This is a genomic window from Paenibacillus sp. FSL H7-0350 (genome assembly GCF_038593195.1).
GTDB lineage: Bacteria > Bacillota > Bacilli > Paenibacillales > Paenibacillaceae > Paenibacillus_AQ.
In genome coordinates, this window is sequence record NZ_CP151972.1 from 6,543,104 (window position 1) to 6,561,723 (window position 18,620).

An 18,620-nucleotide genomic window follows, 5' to 3' on the forward strand; every position below is an offset into this window, starting at 1 on the left:
CTCGGATGAGGGCCAAACGAGTATATGTGGTGCACTAGTGCACCTGAATTCCTCAGATGACGGCCAAACGAGCCAATGAGGTGCACTAGTGCCCCTGAATTCTTCAGATGAGGGCCAAAATGAGCTAATGAGGTGCATTAGTGCACCTGAATTCCTCGCATGACGGCCAAACGAGTAAATGAGGTGCACTAATACACCTGAATTCTTCAGATGAGAGCCGTACGAGCTAATGAGGTGCACTAATACCCTGAATTCGCGGATCCCGCTATTCCACAATAATCTTAGCAGTCATTCCGCTATGGCCGGAACCGCACATGATGGCACAGGTCATCTCGTAGGTTCCCGCCTTCTCAGGAAGGACTACCTCAGAGGAATTCTTGGCGTCCAGCCGCAGCTTCATCTCAGGGATTAGTATGCCGTGATTTCCGCTCTCATTTTCGAAGGTGATTTTGACAGGGACGCCCTTCTTCAAATGGTATTCCGGCTGGTCAAAGCTATAATTGGTGGCCGTAATGACGAGTTCTTCCTCCGCCGTCAGATTGCTCCCGGCTGCTGCATTGTTAGCGCTCTCAGAATTGCTGCTGTTGCCTCCGCAGGCCGTTAGCAGAAGCGCAAATATAATAGAACACAGAATAGCCGACTTCCTGATCATGTGCATCCTCCTCATCTACTTGGGCAATTGACCTTAGCATAGCCTAAATCGCTCAAGTTGTCTTGAGCAATCTATGAAAAGGAGTCTAGCCGCCGCTGTCATCACCACTGCAAACTTTGTCGAATTTTGCAAAAATATGATGCAAAAGTGTTTAAAATTAATTATAATTAAGCCTAATATAATTAAAGCTTCATATTATTCGGCTAGAAGCAGGGGAGTCAGATCATTATAGATTACGCATTGCAAAGTGCTGAGAGATGGCACCGGAGAATACTGTACGGATACTGGATCATCGTACTCTGTCTGCTGCTTAGCCAGTTCCTGTATATGCTGTACTCCCGTTCTGATAAGATGCAGACGATATTCAGTCCCGGCAAAGGGCATATGTTCATAGTCTGCAACCTGATGATTATCCTCGCTATGGCCTCTGCCGAGGTCTGGCTGCGCCGCTCGCTCCGTTATCATAAGCAGGCGGTTGTGGTCTGCAGCTTCATGGTTTCCTATCTGATGTATTTTGTGCTTGAGCCTTATGTAGACGGTGCGCAGATGACGTTGATGATGCCGATTATGCTGGCCCTCATCTATTTCGACCAGCGGCTGCTGTATTCGCTTGGAGCGTTCAGCACTGTATTCTACGGGGGGATCTATTTCGGGCTTGAACGGCCGCTGCTCGGCAAGCCGCTGCTGGAGTTTGTGCTGGTAGAGTGTGTGTATGTCGTCTTTGCCTTAATGGCGCAGGGCGTGATTCTCCGTGGCCGCGAGACGCGCGAATATCTGGAGCAGCTCACCAAGTCGGAGCAGGAGCTGATGGTGGAGCGGGCGATCTCGGACAAGCTGCTGAAGATAGATGCGTTAACCGGCCTGTATAACCACAAGACATTCCATGAATACCTGGATTCGCTGCTGGAGCAGTGTGAGAGCAACGGACTGAGGCTGCAGCTTGCGTTAATTGACATCGATAATTTCAAGCAGGTTAATGACAGATACGGACACTGGGTGGGCGATCTGGTGCTCAAGGAGGTGGCGGCCAAGATGGGCAGCCTGATCGGGTTGAATGACTTTGCGGCAAGGTATGGCGGGGAAGAATTCGCAGTGATTTTTACGGATAAAAGCTTTCAGGAAGCCTACGCTGCTCTCGAGCAAATGCGTATCAGCATTGCTGCCATGTGCCATCCGTATGCCGGGAACAAGCCCATTACTGTCAGTATCGGACTGAGTAACTACCAGCTTGGAGACGGCAAGGAGCTGTTGTTCCGCAAGACGGACGATTCGCTGTATACGGCCAAGCGCGGCGGGAAAAATGCTGTAGTGACCTCAGCGGTCACTTCCGTTAAAGGGCATAAACTTACAGAAAACCCCCAAATTCCGGTATAGACCGGGAGCTGGGGGTTTCATTGTCTGCACGTTGTCTTGCGCCGCTATTTGCCTGCTTCAAACGGAGTGGATACCGGCAGGAACAGATCGATGATCCCGATGACCAGTGCGGCAAGCAGGGCACCAAGCACCGAGACACTGACACCGCTGACGACAAACTGGGCAATCCAGATGACTAGGGCGCTGACCAGGAAGCCGACGATACCGCGTCCGAAGGGCGTTGTTTTTTTGCCGAAAATGCCTTCAACGACCCAGCCGAGCAGAGCGATCACCAGAGCAAGCATGAATGCACTCCAGAATCCCCCGACCGTAAACTGCGGAACAATCCAGCCGACCACCATCAGCACGATTGCTGCGACCACGAACCGTACTACATGAGCTAAGAATCTCAATGAACTAACCTCCTTTGGCGTTGGCTTAAGGAAATGTGCGTTGTTATTGTGGCCCGAAGGCAGATTTCTATGCCCAGAAATCATACCCAAATAGCGAAAATGGGCTAAATTAGGTATAATGGTTCCATCTATGAAGGGAGCTGTGACAGTAATTGGACGACAAAATTTTGCATACGCTTGAATATCGCAAGATTTTAAATAAATTGATGCAGTATACGCAGACGCCGATGGGACGGCTGACCGCCGAGCTCCTGAAGCCTTCCGGTGATTTCGAAGGGGTGAAGAAGCTCCTGCAGGCAACGGATGAGGCGGTAAATGTTGACCGGTTGAAGGGAATTCCTTCATTCGGCGGCGTGACCGATATCCGTCCTGCGTTGAAGCGTGCATCAATTGGCGGAATGCTTGGCACGGCAGAGCTGCTTGCGGTAGGTAACACGATTGGCGGGGCCCGCCGGGTGAAGCGGTTCATCCATGCCATGCATGACGATGAGAGCATTCCTTCCCTCTTCGCACAGAGTGATCTGCTGTCGGAGCAGAAGCCTGTTGAGGATGCCATCCGCATGTGTATTGATGAGAACGCCGATGTAATGGATTCGGCGAGCACGGAGCTTGCCACCCTCCGCCGCGAGCTGCGCGGGGGTGAGACACGCATCCGTGAGAAGCTGGATTCGATGATCCGCTCGTCTTCGGTCTCGAAGATGCTGCAGGATCAGCTTGTGACGATCCGTGGTGACCGGTTCGTCATTCCGGTCAAGGCAGAGTACCGCGCCCACTTCGGCGGTATTGTGCACGACCAGTCGGGCTCAGGGGCAACGCTGTTCATCGAGCCGGAATCCATTGTGGCGATGAACAACAAGCTGCGGGAGACGCGGCTGCGCGAAGAGCGTGAGATCGAGATCATCCTGCACCGGCTTACTGCGCTAGTAGGCGATATTGCCGAGGAGATGGCTTATGATATCGACATTCTCGGCGAGCTGGACTTCATCTTCGCCAAGGCGCGTCTTGCACGCGACCTGAAGGCTACCCAGCCGCGGATGAATGACCGCGGATACCTGCGGCTTCGCAAGGGCCGCCATCCGCTCATTCCGGCGGAGCAGGTTGTGCCGCTGGATGTGGAGCTGGGCAATGATTACCGCTCCATCATCGTGACCGGACCGAATACGGGCGGGAAGACCGTGACCCTGAAGACGATCGGCCTGCTCAGCCTGATGGCGATGTCTGGCCTCTTCATTCCGGCCGAGGAAGGCAGCCAGCTGTGTGTCTTCGATGCGATCTACGCCGACATCGGCGATGAACAGAGTATTGAGCAGAGCCTTAGTACCTTCTCCAGCCATATGACGAATATTATATCCATTCTGAAGCGGATGACACCAAAGAGTCTGATTCTGCTCGATGAGGTCGGTGCAGGAACAGATCCGGCCGAAGGCTCCGCACTGGCGATAGCAATTCTGGAGAATATTCACCGGACGGAATCCCGGATGGTTGCCACTACACATTACAGTGAACTGAAGGCATACGCTTATGAACGGGCAGGCGTTATTAATGCCAGCATGGAATTCGATGTGCAGAGCCTGAGTCCTACTTACCGGCTGCTGGTCGGTGTGCCTGGACGAAGCAATGCGTTCGCCATTGCTGAACGCCTCGGGATGCCAAGTGCGATCCTTGAGCATGCGCGCGGTGAAGTGAAAGAAGAGGATATGCGCGTTGAGCATATGATTGCCTCCCTTGAGGAGAACCGCCTCACCGCAGAGAACGAACGCATACGGGCGGAAGAGATTCGCCGTGAAGCGGAGGAGTTCCGTAAGCGGCAGCAGCAGGAGCTGGAGAAGCTGGAAGGCTCACGCGACAAACGCCTCGAGAAGGCAGAGAAGGATGCCAGCGAACTTCTGGCCAAGGCGCGCAAGGAAGCCGAGGAAATTATCAGCGACCTCCGCCGCCTGGCACTGGAGGAAGGCGCATCCGTTAAGGAGCATAAGTTGATCGAAGCGCGCCGCCGGCTGGATGAAGCAGAGCCTGCACCGCGCAAGAAGGCTGTGCCGCGCAGCACGGTCAAGGCGCCGCGCAAGATTCAGCCAGGGGATGAAGTTAAGGTAGCGAATGTGAATCAGAAGGGCCTTGTGGTTGAGTTGAGCGGTACCAAGGAAGCTGTTGTACAGTTCGGCATCATGAAGATGAAGGTCAATCTGAGTGATCTGGAATTCCTGGCCTCCGCACCGGATGCTCCTCCTCCGGCTCTGCGCAGGGCCACAACGGTTAAGCGTACACGCGATGAGAATATCCGTAGTGAGCTTGATTTGCGTGGTGCGAACCTGGAGGAAGCCATTATGGAGACCGACCGCTTCATCGATGAAGCTTTTCTCGGTAATCTGGGGCAGATCTCCATTATCCACGGCAAGGGGACGGGAGTCCTGCGGACAGGAATTCAGGAATATCTCCGCAAGCACAAGCATGTCAAAAGCTATCGGCTCGGGAACTACAATGAAGGCGGCGCGGGTGTGACGGTAGCTGAACTGGAGTAACGCCCTTAGTCCGGCAGAAAGAGGGAAAAGAGTGCAGGATAATATTGATCTTTTGCTGGAACATCCGCTGGGGGCGCTGCTAGGCTACTTCACTGTCGCCATATTGGGGCTGGTCGTCTTTCTGTCCTTCTTCGAAATGGTGACGAAATACAACTGCTGGGAAGAAATCCGCAAGGGGAATGTGGCCGTAGCTATGGCAACCGGAGGCAAAATCTTCGGAATCTGCAACATCTTACGTTTCAGCATTGAAGCAGGGGCATCAATCTATGAGACGATGAAATGGTCGGTTGTAGGCTTTTTGCTGCTGCTGCTGGCTTACTTCCTGTTCGAGTTTTTTACTCCGGTCTTTTCAATTGATGAAGAGATTGCTGCGGATAACCGGGCCGTAGGACTGACAGCTATGCTGCTCTCCATATCCTTGTCCTATGTTATCGGCGCGGCCATATTCTGAATTAGGGGGCAGGGAGATGAAGCTGCTGGTTCGGATTCTGTTTTTTTCAGCCCTGGCTTTTATAGCGGCCGGCATTATATATTTAACGGTGAATTGAACCGAATGTGAGTAAGCGAAGGAGATTATACAGATGGAGACAACAGTTTGCCCATGGTGCCATACCGAGATTGTATGGGATGAGGAGTTTGGACCCGAGGATACCTGTCCTCATTGCAATAACGAGCTTAGCGGCTACCGCACAGTGACGATAGGTGCAGAGGATATAGAGGATGAAGAGCCGGATATGCAGGAAGCTTCCGGGGAGGAAGAGATCAGCGACGATAATTTGTGGGATGACGACGACAAGGATAGCGTGGTGCCTGTATGGGGTACGCTGAGCCAGTTCGGCGATGACTATGATCTGAAGCGTTATGAGGACATGGTCTCGGGCTTGCTGGCTGCCCAGCTGGAAGCGCCGGAATGTCCGCAATGCCATGAGCTGATGCTTCACTCCGGTACGCAGCAGGTGAACGGGTTCACCCCGGCAACGCCGGAAGCGCTGGGCGGCGCAGCCGTGCTGAAGCCTCCCTTCGCGCTGAATCTGTACGTATGCCCTTCCTGCTTCCATGTCCAGCACAGCCTGGCGCAGGAAGACCGCATCCAGCTTGTCCGCAATCTCAGCACCGCAGCCGAATAAATATCGGATTCATGCTTTCCCTGCCGTCTGGACATGTTAGTGATAGATGAAGTGTCTTAGGACGAGCAGGGAGGGTTAAGCATGAGAGGTTCAGAACGGGCACAGGCGGCGCTGCTGCTGGCCGTAGGCGGACTATACCTTCTGGCTACAGTGCTAGCAGGGACGTTCCTCAACGTATATCTGTGGAAAAGCCGGCAGAACTTCGCCATGATCGGCTGGTTCACCGTGGCCCAGCAGCTTGCCGTGGGTCTCAGCTTTTGGCTGGGCGGCAAGTGGGTGAAAGAACATAACAAAATGAATGCCCTGCGGCTGGGAATTGCCGTATCGGGCTTTTTTTATTTGCTGGTGCTGTGGCTGCAAGGAGAATCGGTGCATTTCATTTGGCCGCTGGGCGGTGTCCTCGGGCTATCCATCGGGCTGTATTGGCTGGCGTTCAATATTGTTTTCTTCGAGATTACGGACGCTGCGAACCGCGATTTCTATAACGGATGGATGGGCCTGCTAGGTTCTCTGACGGGAATAGCCGGACCCTGGGTGTCCGGCTGGATGATCTCCCGCTGGCAGGGCGGACAAGGCTACCGTATGGTATTCATATTGTCTTTATGTATCTATGGGGTGGCTGCTGTGCTAAGCTTCTGGCTGCGCAAACGGCCGCGCGGCGAAGCCTATCTCTGGCTGGAGCCCTGGCGCGAGCTTGCCCGCAGGCGCAGTCCTTGGCGGCCAGTTGCGGCGGCGCTAGTGTTCCAGGGCATCCGGGAAGGCGTATTCTCCTTCCTGATCGGTCTGCTCGTCTACATTGCAGCACAGGAGGAGAGCAAGCTGGGACAGTTCGCACTGCTAACCTCCGCCGTCTCCCTGATCAGCTATTATGCAGCCGGCAGATGGTTCAAGCCCCGTGCCCGGCTCGGCGGTATGCTGGCAGGCAGTCTGCTGCTCATCGCCTTCCTTCTTCCGCTGCTGTGGAAGGTGAACTTTACCACCCTCCTAATCATGGGAATCGGGACCTCGCTCTGCCTGCCGCTCTACATGCTGCCGATGCTGTCCACCAGCTTCGACCTTATGGGAGTGTCCGAGGAGAGCGCCGGCAAACGCGTGGAGCTGGTAGTGCTCAGGGAGCTTAGCCTGATGAGCGGCCGCCTGCTCGGGTTACTGATCTTCATCGCCGTGCTGTCACTGGACCAGTCTCCGCAGACGATCACGCTGCTAATGCTGCTGCTGGGCGCTGCGCCGCTGGGGAGTTGGGTGGTGGTGCGGAGGGTGCTGGGGCAGAGGGGGAGGGTCTGATTGTTTTCATCAAATATCTAGGAATCGGGTGGGGAGATGTACGAGTTTCATGGCTGGGCTACGATCCGGGAGACGTTTGGAGAAGAAGACGCTGGAAATTTAGAGTTGGTGTTCAAAAATATACAAAACTTTATCTTAGAGTTGGGTTGGAGTGCTGGACTCTTAAAAGTCTATGCTGCAAATGGGACGTATCATCTTGCTGTAGGAGGATTTTTGAATCACAAAAGTTTCGAGGCCGGGGAGATCCTTGAGCTATATCAATTCATCGCAGACCAAGCACCGGGCTCTTATGGCTTACTCTATACAAGAGATGATGAGGATATCGAAGGCTACGATAACGAGTTCAAAGTATTCGTACTAGCCCGCGGAACTTTAAGGCGGCAAGAGGATGCGTGGTTATCACCGTTTGTTCCGGTCGTGGAGGATGGCATATTACAGTGACCAAACAGGAGAGGATTCAAATGTTTGCAATGAGTGTAGATGAAGTTAACTTAGAAATCAAGAAAATCAATACGTATTTAAGCCGATGCTTATGGATGGATTTTGAATTTTGTCGCATGGATGCAGGACAAATTGTTTTGTCAGGCAGCATCGACCTAAGTAGTAATGAATATGTGATAGATATTAAGTTTGAAGAACCGTATTTTGTTTCAACTTTATTTTTATGGCATGCAGATTCAGCCAAAGTTTTTATTGAACTAGCCAATACTGATGAAATCATTGTAATGAATCAAAAATACAGGGTGGAAATAGGGAATTACATTTTCAAAGTCAGTGTAGAGGGTTTTGAGAACCCGCCTATTTTTATAGCAGCCAAAAAAATATCATTCAAAATCTTAGAAGAACCTTCTATTTCTGTTGAACATACATAAGAAGCTTTACTTTAGATAAATGGCGAGGTGAGAGAATGTTCTCAATTGAGGTCAAGACAGCGTTCTTCATCAAGGTTGCCAACATCGTTGCTATTGAAGGAAAGCCAAGTGGAAATCTTGAGGGGAAATTTCTTCATGATGAAACCGATAATTCTAAATCTTATTTAGTGAAGGAAGTTGCACTGGTCAATAGTAATGAATACATTAGTCCTACAGAATCCATGACAATACAATTAGAGCCAGGCGACTATAATGCTAACGATTTAATAGGTGGAAAATTAATTAGCGGCGTTTAACAGGTCGATTATTAGATGCCTCTATAATTTGATTTGATAGTAATGTGCAAATATTTGAAGGAAATGTTATTAGATACTAAAGAAATTAGGTATATTAAACGAATCATATCTCTAGCTGAGAGATTTAAAAAACTTGCTTAGATTTTTATAACCCAAATATCCCTATTCCGCTGTACAACAGGTTGATTATGGTCATTTTTCACCATGTCCGACCTGTTTTTTTGTTATGTCAGTTTTCTAAGCCTAGTAGAATTAAATTACGTGGTGCTAAGATAAAAGGAGTGAAGAAATGCAAGTCAAAGATTCCATGTTCATGATGGCAGTGGGTATACCATGTGCAGCATGAGATTTTAAGCGGAGGTTTCAAATATGTTTAAAGAACTAGATATCCTTTTATCTGCCGAAACAACAGTGGATTCTTGGTACGATGATGGCTGTGTCATAGCTGGTGAGATACTTTCAGAGTTTAGCCCAATTGATTGGATTGAATTGTCTAATCAGATCCTTAGCAGGCCAATAGAATGGCAGAGAAAAATAGCATATTGCTTGGATAACAAGTGTAGTGTTCATGAACTTAACATTCTAATCCCTTTTGCTCAATACTAATGATGAAGATTTATTCGAGGTATGCATTGACACTCTAAGAAGTTATTCAATCAAGAAAGTGAAAATATGATATTGGATAACCCCCAGATTCTACAACGTGTAAATGACTTACTCACTACTAGCTAGCATACCAGTAATTAGCTGCGTTTGAAAAAGTATTGCTAAAAGGAACTAAATTAACTGGAGTTCGGGGGCTAGAGGACACTTTTATAAAAAACATCAATATTGGGACGCCAGAACAACCAAATATTTTAGTAGGTGAAAAAGCTAGAGGATGGTTACAAGATAGTATTTAGCCCTTTAACATTAGATAAACTTTCAAAAGCCCTTTCCCACTTGAATGATGAGTAGGCATGAGCTTTTTGCATATCTAATATTAAAGAAGGACGAAAGGAATGGCATAACAAGTACAGACAGTAGCAGAGGAGTTAAGACGTTCAAGTCGGGGGAGGTGCTGAGTATAATGACTACGGTAGTAAAAATTGCTATTGATACAAATTTTAATTATTTTGGGCCGAGTAGACCTACTATATCTCCATTTGTAATCTCTTATTTCGATTTACATGCGGGAGACATCGTAATTGGATTTCAAGATGATCAGGAGTGGGAAGGAAGTATTGGATATGCTCCAAACTGCCCAGAAGAGATGGAATGGTATTTGGATTTAAATGGAAGTGTAGAGTATTCTGTTACAAAAGAAAGGGAGCAAGGGAGGGACGAGGGAAGAAGAGCATCCTATCCAATCGGTGAACTCAGTGGTGAGGTTGCAGTAGCAAGCAAAATGCTTTCCGATGGAATAGATATTGATAAGGTACTTAACTATACCAGGCTTTCACGAACAAGGTTAGAAAACATTAAGAAAGAGTTATCTGAACAAAACGAGAGATAATGAGCCTTTAAAACCTTGATTGGCCCATGCTATTTAAGTTTTCCCTTTGCCTTAGCAATCTAAGATGTATGGATAATAGTATAAAAGGAGCATTATAGATTCAGCACCAGACAGGCTCAAAAGTACCATTTGCTGATGAGGTGAAAGCTATGGAAGATTGGAGAAGTATTAAAATACCCGGTATTGCATCGATACGAAAATGTGTCGCTGAATTTGAAATTCAGGAATTAGAGAAAACGCCATATTCAAAATTTAAAGTGAAAATCTTTGAAGGGGTAAAGGGAGAACTAACAGGGTATACAAATCTTTTGATAAATGATACTGATGGTTGCCCCTACCCTGGCGTAGGACGGGGTTTTACCATCGAGGATACACTGAAAAATACTTTAATAAATTTCCTTGAGACACTTAGTCAAAAAGAATTATGGCATAAAGATGAATTTACAATTGCAGATCCATCCGATTTTTAGTTAATCAACAACCTTTCCAGATGCTAACCTTAAACATTTTACAAAGTTGTTCTAGTAACGGTGGTAGAGTCATGAACCCACTGAAGGTGCAAATTCTTGGAAGCTAATATTCTGCGGGAAAATTTGATAAGCGGATCAAAAACCGAAAAATTAGACAAAAGATCAGTTTGATTCATTTAATAAGAATATAGAGTATTTTGACGAGATGCTGTGTGTCTTACTAGAATTTTCAATCACTGAAACTGGTAGAGAAGTGAAGATTGAGGTTTTAGATGCAATTTCAAAGGCAGCTGTATTTCAAAAAATAACTAACATTAATTTCTATAAGTTTCTTGAAAACTTGGACAATACTCCTGAAGAATGTTTAAGCAGATGTATCGATATACTAAGTTTTACGCAAGATGCATTATCTTCCAATAATAAAAAGATATCTCAACCATCGGAACCCATATGTTCGTGAATCTGCTGTATACACAGTCAAAGAAATATTAGGATAACCTCTCACGTTGATGATTAGAGAACACCAGGAGGAGTAAGGAAAACCATACCCTCAGGAAACTCTAGGAAAACCATATAGGAGTGTAATCAATGGAGATTTCAAGATGGTTACAAGAATGGTACACCACACAATGCGATGGAGAATGGGAGCATGGCGGTGGCATTAGAATTAACTCTATTGACAATCCCGGGTGGCATGTTGTAATTGCTTTGGACGGATTAGAGGTGGAGTATAAGCAGATGGATGTAGTACGAGTAGAGCGAACGGATGATGACTGGATTTATTGTAAAAAACAAGATGGATGTTTCACTGGTGCGGGCGGTCCGGGGAATCTTGAGGAAATACTAAACATTTTTTATCAGTGGGCAACAAGTAATACATAAGGAGAGTGAATGGAATTATTATTTATAGCATAGCAAATGAACCAATAAAACTTAATGTTGATTCCCTTGAACACTCAAACTTAGATAACCTTGACTTGCATAGAGCTATACTAAATAAAGAGAATTTATGTGGAGCAAGTTTAAGCGGAACCAATTTACGTGGTGCAGAGTTAAGAGAGGCAAATTTAAGTAGAGCGAATTTAACAAGTGCTTTGTTAATGGTGACGATGCTTGAAAGATCTATATTGGAGTCTTCAAACCTTACAAATGCCAAGCTAACAGGAGCTATCTTAAGAAATGCTAACTTAAATAACGCTAATTTAGTTGGAGCTGATGTATGGAAGACTGATTTTAAAGATGCAAAATTAATGGGAGCTAATATGATGTGTGAAAGGATACAAGATTGCCTTTTAGAAGGTGCCTTATTCGATGATAACACCGTTTGGCCATTAGGGTTTGACCCTTTGGAATACGGAGCAATTAAGGTTGAAAATAAACAATCCTAAGGAATAAAGCCTTCAGGAAAAACCGCTATTGTTCCATTGCTGCTTCTCTAGGATGGACCTGGATTGGAGAAAAATATGGATTTGTTGAAACTATGCGATCTAAAGGAAGTAAATGAGAGCCGTATTGAGTTTGACTATTATGTTCCTTTTAGTATTGAAATAGGAAATAAGAATTCACTAGCAAACGAGGATACTGTGTATTGGAGAACAGGAGATATAGAAAAATCGTTAATAGAATTTGGAATAGGCTCAAAAACAGGGGTACTTAGAAATCTAACATTAACCGCAGTCAAAAATGCAGTATTAAATGATGTGGTCATTAAAAGTAATAAATTAGTTGAAGCTACTCCTTTTTTTGATTTAGGAATCATTCCTGATAGTGGAATATATGATTGCATCAATGATTTTCAAGTATGTTTGGAAAAAGAAGCGATCACAACGATCATTGGTGAAGCAGATAAATGCCATACCTTAGTCAGATTTGGAAGAACGAACATTGGTTTTAATTATGAGAATTATATCACTCATGTGACCGTGAATGAATTAACTATAGATGAGTATAGGGAATTGAAGAACGCATTGAAACTTTGATTGGAGTGATACCTTGAAGAAAATTAATCAGACAGAGTTGAATATTCTTATTCAAGATCACAATTTATATCTCAACACAATTACTGATCAAATTAAAAAGGGACAAAGATTAATACTTGATGAAGTTGACTTTACTGATAATGATTTATCGGACTTAGATTTTGTAGAAACATATATTACAAGTTCTCTTTTTAAAGGTAAAGTGTTCAACAATACTAATTTTGGGGGCGCAGAATTATATGACTGTATTTTCATAGATACTTTATTTGAAAACTGTAATTTAGGAAAAACTGCTCTTGATTATGCCATCATTACAAGTTCGAAATTTTCTAATTGCAATTTTATTTCTTTAGAAACTTATGAAGCTCAATTTGAGAATTCATCATTTAAAGATTGCCTAATAAATAGTGCTTTCTCAAGTTGTATTGTTAAAGATGTTGTTTTTGAAGAATGTAAGTTTGTTTCTACAGATTTTTGGAGATGTGTAGTTGAAAATTTAAAGATTTCTTCAAAGAAGAAAGATATAGATTTATTAAGACTTATTAAAGAAATAAACATAGGAACTTTTGAAATGCCTAATTTAATTAATGCGGAGAGTGCCATAGAATACTTTAAAAGTAAATGTATGATGGATAAAATTTAACTAATACCGTCACATAAGCCAAGACCACACCAGCCCTCCTTGCCATTAGTCAAAATCCCTTTCCACTGCTTCTTGCAATAGCCTAAATTCATTCCTATAAAATTCAATCAAGCCGTCCCTCTTCATCCATGTCAGCTCTCTGGATAGGGCGCTGCGGTCTACGTCCAGATACTCGGCCATCGCTTTCCGGTCAAAGGGAATTGTAAAAGTCTCCGTTCCCGTTTCGCGCACAACTCTTGTTAAATAAGTCAGGACCTTATCGCGAATAGTCGGCATAATCAGACAATCATTCCGGTCATGCAGTTCTAACGCCCGTTCGGCGATACTATCGAAAAGATTACCAAGTAATTGTTCGTGTGCCATACCTAACTTTGTGCAAGGGCTCAATATGTTTTGGACCGGAATAAACAGAACCTCAAGTGGTTCTATTGCCTGTATTGACATTGGGCATCTTCTTCCACGGCTGGCAGCTGTTAGTACAGCGGTATATCCACCAGGATAATGGAGGGATACAATAATTTGTTTTCCTTTGACGTTCAATTTCGTACTTTGAGCGGTACCCTGCAATATGATGCCGACATCATCGACGAAATCCCCCTCACGGACCACCATCTCATCTTTTATATATTCTTTCTGCGTGGCTGACAGACATTCAAGCATTTGGGGAATATCATCTGGAGAAATCCCTGAAAATAAACGTGATTGACAGAGGGAAGCTAAGTTATTCTGAGCGGCTTCGCGTTGCATGTGCAACATCCTTTTTCTTTTTACTATACTATATTAATTATACATACACACGAAGTTTAGCCACCTTGTCTAAGGTTAGAACGGAGGAAGAACAATGCAAGCGAAAGAAGATTCAATCAAAGCGAGAAACCGGCTGTTAGCCACTAAGGTTATTAAAAATCTGCAAAGCAGAAAATTTGAAGCCTATTACTGTGATAACGCCATTGAAGCTGCAGAAAAGGCGCTATCCTTAATTCCGGAAAAGTCTTCGGTATCATGGGGCGGGTCCGTCACGCTTGAGGAAATCGGGCTTCTTGATCGGGTACGTCAAGGCAGTTATAGAGTCACTGACCGTGATACAGCACAGACGATGGAGGAACGTTATGACCTCATGTGCCAATCTCTTTTGTGCGATACCTATTTAACCAGCTTCAACGCGGTTAGTGAGGATGGGATATTGGTTAATATCGACAGTGTGGGCAACCGGGCGGCAGCGATTACTTTTGGACCGAGAAGTGTGGTTGCTGTCGTGGGGATGAATAAGGTGTGCAAGACCGCTGAAGACGCAGTAATCAGAGCCAGAACCTATGCCGCCCCCATTAACGCAAGCCGTTGTTCAAGTTCGTCCAGCCCATTCTTACATTCACCGCAAAAAACGCCCTGCCTGGTCAATGGTGCTTGCGCAGATTGTAAATCGGATGATTGTATCTGTTCTTACATCGTCGAAACAAGAATGTGTAAAACAGCGGGGAGAATTAAGGTTATCCTCGTTGGTGAATCTTTGGGATTTTGAAAAAGAACTAATAGCGGCTTTAGGGTAGGAGAATCTCCTCTATCCCAAGCCGTTTTTTCTATTTGGGAGGAAAGTTGATCTAAAGTTAGACTGAATAGCAGACTCAGAATATACTGATAGGAGCAGCATTAGAAAAAAGTTCGGAGGCAACCATCTAAATGACAACTGTGCGAAAACAACTGGAGCGGACGACAGATGCAGAAGAGAGAATAATCATGGCCCATTACAATGATCAAACGGTCAGAGTCTACCAAGCATATAATCATAAAATTGCAGATGAGGTATCAGAGTTTGGGCAATTCGGGCCTTCTTTCAAGATAGATAGAATGACCTGGATCAAGCCTTCTTTCTTATGGATGATGTACCGGTCAGGGTGGGCGACCAAAACGGATCAGGAGCGGATATTGGCGATTGATATTACCAGAGAGGGCTTCAATCATATTTTGTCTCAGGTGGTGCTGTCCTCATATGATCCTGACTTGTATGCTTCCCAAGAGGAGTGGCAGACGAAGTTACAAGCTTCCCAAGTGAGATGCCAATGGGACCCGGATAGAGATATCCATGGGAACAAATTGCCGCGAAGAGCCATTCAGTTAGGTCTCAGGGGCGATATGGTGCATAAATTCATCTACGAATGCATAGTAGAAATCACTGATATTACTGAGTTTGTAATCGATACCAGAGAGGCGATACAATCCGGGAAGTTCAGCACGGGGGTGTTGCCGAAGGAGACCCCGTATCCTGTGGAGAATTCTATTCAAAGAACTTTAGGGATACTTATGTGAAAATGATTTACCTTCAATCCCTATCAATTGAACTTGGGAATTTAAGTTAAGGGAAAGTGGCGGAGGGGAATTTTGGAACTGTAGGAGCGGTAGCGACCGCCTTTGTCTGCGGATTTCAACCGTTATAACGGTATAAAATCATGAAATCTGCAGAAGGGCAGCGGCCGGAAGTCCAAAACTTCTCTGGAGTCACTGATAATCCCAAAACATAAAATTCATTAGTTCAATCTATATAGCTGTAATTGCACAAAAGACAAGGAGAACCCATGAACATTAGAGTGTTGATCGTAGAGGATGACCCGATGGTGGCGAAGTTTAACCGGCATTATCTGGAGCAGGTTGCGGGCTTTGAGTATGCGGGCTGGGCGGCGACAGGGGATGAGGCGATGACTATGCTGGAGAAGGAGCAGGTAGATCTGGTGCTGCTGGATATTTATATGCCGCGTGTCAGCGGGCTGCAGCTGCTCTCTGCTCTGCGGGAGCAGGGGAGCAAGGTGGATATCATTGTGATCTCCGCCGCCAGCGACAATGCCAGCATCCGCAAGGCACTGCAGAACGGGGCCGTGGATTATTTGATCAAGCCGTTCGAGTTTGCCCGGTTTCAGGCGGCCTTGTCGGCGTATCGTGAAGATTATAAGCTGATGCACAAGGAGCATCTCAGCCAGGAGCAGCTGGATAAGCTGCTGCGGCATTCGCTCGGGACGGAAGAGGAGCAGTCCGCTGCCTTGCCGCTGCCCAAGGGACTTGCCGAAGGCACACTGGATAGCATCTGGAGCACGATTAACCGGCTGGAGAGCCGGGTGTTCTCCACCGAGGATATCAGCAGCCATGCGCCCATCTCGCGGATCTCGGTCCGCAAATATCTGGCTTTTCTGACGGAGGCAGGCATTCTGGAGATGGAGCTTAGCTACGGGGCAGTAGGCAGGCCGGTGTATATGTATAAGGTGAGACCTGAAGGGCATGAACTTATCCGTAAATATCTATAGGCTTTCTCTATAAAATAAAACGGAGTCACGGTGTCCCGAGGCTGCCTCAGGCGTTCCATGACTCCATATAGCCTTCACATTAGCTGTGAAGGTTATTAAGCTATGCCATACATAAACGTGCGCAGAATCAATCGAAGGCCTGCTGCAGAGCCAGCGGACTGAACTCGTTAATGATTTTGTAGGCTACCAGGTGCGGGTTGTTCATGTCATTGTCGTAGATAATCATGTGATGCTTGCCCTTCAAAATAATGTCGAACCGCTGCTTCCGGTCGGCCTGCACGATGGTCATGTAATAGCTGTACTTGTTGTCAGTGTTGACATTGCGGGCGGATTTCATCAGGCGGACACCAGAGAAATCATCGTAGATCCGCTTAATCGCTTCCGGCTCGGTGAGCACAACATCCTTCTGTTCACCGGGAACAGAAGACAGGCGGGTAATTTCCAGTGCAGCGATATCTTCCAGACGGATGGTTCGGGCAACTACTCTTTTGAATGAAGTATAGCGGCTTGCGGTGTAGCTCATCAGGGAGACACCGGCTGCTGCCAGAACAGCACCGGCCAGCCAATATTTTTCGCTTTTTTCCATAGTTTCTGCTCCTCCTAGTGATACGGTTGTATAAGCTCCAATTATAAATCTATAACCACATTCAAGCAAATTCACTACCTTTATTTACTTTATCATTTCTTTAATTACTAAATATTCTAGTGAGGGCTCCTTCAGGTTATGATGATTGTGAAAATATGCACAATGACAATTGGAGGAGAACAGTATGAATAGAAAGAGATGGGGAAGTCTGCTGGGCAAAGGGTTGCTGCTGGCAAGTCTGGTGGTATTGCCTGCATGTAACAGCACCAAAGGGGAGTCTACGGACATCGTAATTATCGGCGGCGGCGGCGCGGGAATGACTGCTGCCATTGAAGCGCATAATCAGGGAGCTAAGGTGATACTGATCGAAAAAATGCCTATGCTTGGAGGCAATACCGTCCGTGCGGAAGGCGGATTGAATGCGGCAGGAACACCTTATCAGGCAGCGGCTGGCATCAAGGACAGTCCGGAGCTGCATTTCGAGGATACCATGAAGGGCGGCAAGAACCTTAACAACCCGGATCTGGTCAGAACGCTTACGAACGGTGCGGCGGCTTCGGTGGAGTGGCTGAAGGAGAATGGAGCCGAGCTGTCTGAAGTGGGACGCGCAGGCGGGGCAAGCGTGAACCGGATTCACCGTCCGGCAGGCGGGGAAGCGGCAGGGAATTTCATCGTAGTCGCGCTGAAGAAGAAGCTGGAGGAGTACAAGATTGATGTGCGCCTGCGGACGACTGCTGATGAGATCGTTAAGAACAAGGACGGCGTGGTTACCGGGGTGAAGGTGACGGACAAGGATGGCAAGCAGTACACGATTAGTGCGAATTCCGTTATCCTGGCGGCTGGTGGTTTTGGAGCCAACATGGACATGATCAAAGGGTACCAGCCGAAGCTGGAAGGGTTCTCCACGACTAACCACCCGGGCGCAACCGGCGATGGTACAACGATGGCAGAGAAGATCGGCGCCAAGCTGGTAGACATGAAGGAGATTCAGATTCATCCGACCACCATTCCGAATCAAGGCGTGCTGATCACGGAAGGGGTACGCGGAGACGGTGCAATTCTGGTCAATAGCGAAGGCAAGCGATTCACGAATGAACTGCTGACCCGCGATGTCGTGTCCCAGAATATTCTGGCCCAGTCCGGCAAAGTAGCTTACCTGATCTTCAATGATGAGCTGCGTGCGAACCTGAAGGCAACCGAGGTTTACTTTGGAATGGATCTGGTCAAAGAAGCGGCAACTCCTGAAGAATTGGCGGCACAGATTGGTGTAGACGGCAAAGCACTGGCAGATACACTGAATACGTATAATGGCTTCGTTGCTTCCGGTAAGGATACAGAGTTTGAACGGCCGGATCTTGAACTGTCTTTTGAAAAAGGTAAATATTATGCAATTCAGGTAACACCGGGAATCCACCATACCATGGGCGGAGTAGCGATTAACACTCAGGCACAGGTGCTGGATACCAAGGATCAGGTCATTGCCGGACTGTATGCTGCGGGCGAAGTAACCGGCGGGGTACACGGCGCCAACCGTCTGGGCGGGAATGCACTGGCAGACATCACCACCTTCGGCCGGATTGCAGCGGATGAAGCTGTGAAGGCACTTAAGAAATAGAAACTTTCCAGAAGGAGGAATTACTC

23 protein-coding genes are annotated in these 18,620 nt (G+C 46.8%); 19 read left to right on the forward strand and 4 right to left on the reverse strand.

All coding sequences use genetic code 11. The features are described from left to right. Positions 1-265: 265 nt before the first annotated feature. The gene (locus tag NYE24_RS29330) at positions 266-652 is read right to left on the reverse strand and encodes a cupredoxin domain-containing protein (protein WP_341029653.1); all 387 of its coding nucleotides are present in this window, start codon (positions 650-652) and stop codon (positions 266-268) included. 240 nt (positions 653-892) lie between these two features. Between NYE24_RS29330 and NYE24_RS29335 the strand changes: the two genes are divergently transcribed. Then, entirely contained in the window at positions 893-2,026 is a 1,134-nt protein-coding gene (locus tag NYE24_RS29335) for a GGDEF domain-containing protein (protein WP_342477282.1), read from the forward strand. 44 nt (positions 2,027-2,070) lie between these two features. Here NYE24_RS29335 and NYE24_RS29340 read toward each other — a convergent pair whose 3' ends face one another. Continuing rightward, complete coding sequence (locus NYE24_RS29340) at positions 2,071-2,418, reverse strand: phage holin family protein (protein ID WP_036696706.1); 348 nt, start codon at positions 2,416-2,418, stop codon at positions 2,071-2,073. Positions 2,419-2,570: 152 nt separating this feature from the next. Here NYE24_RS29340 and NYE24_RS29345 point away from each other — a divergent pair, with 152 nt between their 5' ends. The 14 genes from NYE24_RS29345 to NYE24_RS29410 all read left to right on the forward strand — a co-directional run bounded on the left by NYE24_RS29345 (position 2,571) and on the right by NYE24_RS29410 (position 13,103). After that, the gene (locus NYE24_RS29345; RefSeq protein WP_342477283.1) at positions 2,571-4,937 is read left to right on the forward strand and encodes an endonuclease MutS2; all 2,367 of its coding nucleotides are present in this window, start codon (positions 2,571-2,573) and stop codon (positions 4,935-4,937) included. 31 nt (positions 4,938-4,968) lie between these two features. Next, on the forward strand, positions 4,969-5,388 hold the full coding sequence (locus tag NYE24_RS29350; RefSeq protein ID WP_036696710.1) for a DUF350 domain-containing protein: 420 nt from the start codon (positions 4,969-4,971) through the stop codon (positions 5,386-5,388). Between the two features lie 130 nt (positions 5,389-5,518). Beyond that, positions 5,519-6,064, forward strand: a complete 546-nt coding sequence (locus NYE24_RS29355) for a hypothetical protein (RefSeq protein WP_342477284.1) — start codon at positions 5,519-5,521, stop codon at positions 6,062-6,064. Between the two features lie 81 nt (positions 6,065-6,145). Further along, entirely contained in the window at positions 6,146-7,348 is a 1,203-nt protein-coding gene (locus NYE24_RS29360) for an MFS transporter (protein WP_076158818.1), read from the forward strand. 36 nt (positions 7,349-7,384) lie between these two features. Then, positions 7,385-7,789 (forward strand): Imm7 family immunity protein, encoded by a 405-nt coding sequence (locus tag NYE24_RS29365; RefSeq protein WP_036696715.1) that lies wholly within the window; start codon positions 7,385-7,387, stop codon positions 7,787-7,789. 20 nt (positions 7,790-7,809) lie between these two features. Then, on the forward strand, positions 7,810-8,220 hold the full coding sequence (locus NYE24_RS29370) for a hypothetical protein (RefSeq protein WP_342477285.1): 411 nt from the start codon (positions 7,810-7,812) through the stop codon (positions 8,218-8,220). Between the two features lie 35 nt (positions 8,221-8,255). After that, complete coding sequence (locus NYE24_RS29375) at positions 8,256-8,516, forward strand: hypothetical protein (protein WP_341029664.1); 261 nt, start codon at positions 8,256-8,258, stop codon at positions 8,514-8,516. A 369-nt stretch (positions 8,517-8,885) separates the two neighbouring features. Beyond that, on the forward strand, positions 8,886-9,122 hold the full coding sequence (locus NYE24_RS29380; protein WP_235218471.1) for a hypothetical protein: 237 nt from the start codon (positions 8,886-8,888) through the stop codon (positions 9,120-9,122). 463 nt (positions 9,123-9,585) lie between these two features. Then, complete coding sequence (locus NYE24_RS29385; protein WP_342477286.1) at positions 9,586-10,011, forward strand: hypothetical protein; 426 nt, start codon at positions 9,586-9,588, stop codon at positions 10,009-10,011. Between the two features lie 149 nt (positions 10,012-10,160). Then, a complete protein-coding gene (locus NYE24_RS29390) occupies positions 10,161-10,481 on the forward strand; it encodes a hypothetical protein (RefSeq protein WP_036696719.1) in 321 nt (106 codons plus the stop codon). 588 nt (positions 10,482-11,069) lie between these two features. Continuing rightward, the gene (locus tag NYE24_RS29395) at positions 11,070-11,363 is read left to right on the forward strand and encodes an immunity 53 family protein (protein ID WP_342477287.1); all 294 of its coding nucleotides are present in this window, start codon (positions 11,070-11,072) and stop codon (positions 11,361-11,363) included. 5 nt (positions 11,364-11,368) lie between these two features. Further along, on the forward strand, positions 11,369-11,869 hold the full coding sequence (locus NYE24_RS29400; protein WP_342477288.1) for a pentapeptide repeat-containing protein: 501 nt from the start codon (positions 11,369-11,371) through the stop codon (positions 11,867-11,869). A gap of 63 nt (positions 11,870-11,932) precedes the next feature. Beyond that, a complete protein-coding gene (locus NYE24_RS29405) occupies positions 11,933-12,460 on the forward strand; it encodes a hypothetical protein (protein ID WP_342477289.1) in 528 nt (175 codons plus the stop codon). Between the two features lie 13 nt (positions 12,461-12,473). Then, positions 12,474-13,103: a pentapeptide repeat-containing protein gene (locus NYE24_RS29410; protein WP_342477290.1), complete on the forward strand. Its 630-nt coding sequence runs from the start codon at positions 12,474-12,476 to the stop codon at positions 13,101-13,103. Between the two features lie 45 nt (positions 13,104-13,148). Here NYE24_RS29410 and NYE24_RS29415 read toward each other — a convergent pair whose 3' ends face one another. Next, positions 13,149-13,850 (reverse strand): Crp/Fnr family transcriptional regulator, encoded by a 702-nt coding sequence (locus NYE24_RS29415; protein WP_342477291.1) that lies wholly within the window; start codon positions 13,848-13,850, stop codon positions 13,149-13,151. 94 nt (positions 13,851-13,944) lie between these two features. Here NYE24_RS29415 and NYE24_RS29420 point away from each other — a divergent pair, with 94 nt between their 5' ends. From NYE24_RS29420 to NYE24_RS29430, 3 genes are all read left to right on the forward strand, one after another. Further along, on the forward strand, positions 13,945-14,622 hold the full coding sequence (locus NYE24_RS29420; RefSeq protein WP_342477292.1) for a lactate utilization protein: 678 nt from the start codon (positions 13,945-13,947) through the stop codon (positions 14,620-14,622). Positions 14,623-14,780: 158 nt separating this feature from the next. Continuing rightward, positions 14,781-15,407 (forward strand): DUF4291 domain-containing protein, encoded by a 627-nt coding sequence (locus NYE24_RS29425; protein ID WP_051493723.1) that lies wholly within the window; start codon positions 14,781-14,783, stop codon positions 15,405-15,407. A 266-nt stretch (positions 15,408-15,673) separates the two neighbouring features. Continuing rightward, complete coding sequence (locus NYE24_RS29430) at positions 15,674-16,393, forward strand: response regulator (protein ID WP_342477293.1); 720 nt, start codon at positions 15,674-15,676, stop codon at positions 16,391-16,393. Positions 16,394-16,520: 127 nt separating this feature from the next. Here NYE24_RS29430 and NYE24_RS29435 read toward each other — a convergent pair whose 3' ends face one another. After that, positions 16,521-16,979, reverse strand: coding sequence for a hypothetical protein (locus NYE24_RS29435; protein ID WP_036696728.1), 459 nt, complete (start codon positions 16,977-16,979; stop codon positions 16,521-16,523). A gap of 184 nt (positions 16,980-17,163) precedes the next feature. On the opposite strand from NYE24_RS29435, the gene NYE24_RS29440 reads away from it, so the two are divergent. Continuing rightward, on the forward strand, positions 17,164-18,594 hold the full coding sequence (locus tag NYE24_RS29440; protein WP_076158839.1) for a flavocytochrome c: 1,431 nt from the start codon (positions 17,164-17,166) through the stop codon (positions 18,592-18,594). Positions 18,595-18,620: the final 26 nt, after the last annotated feature.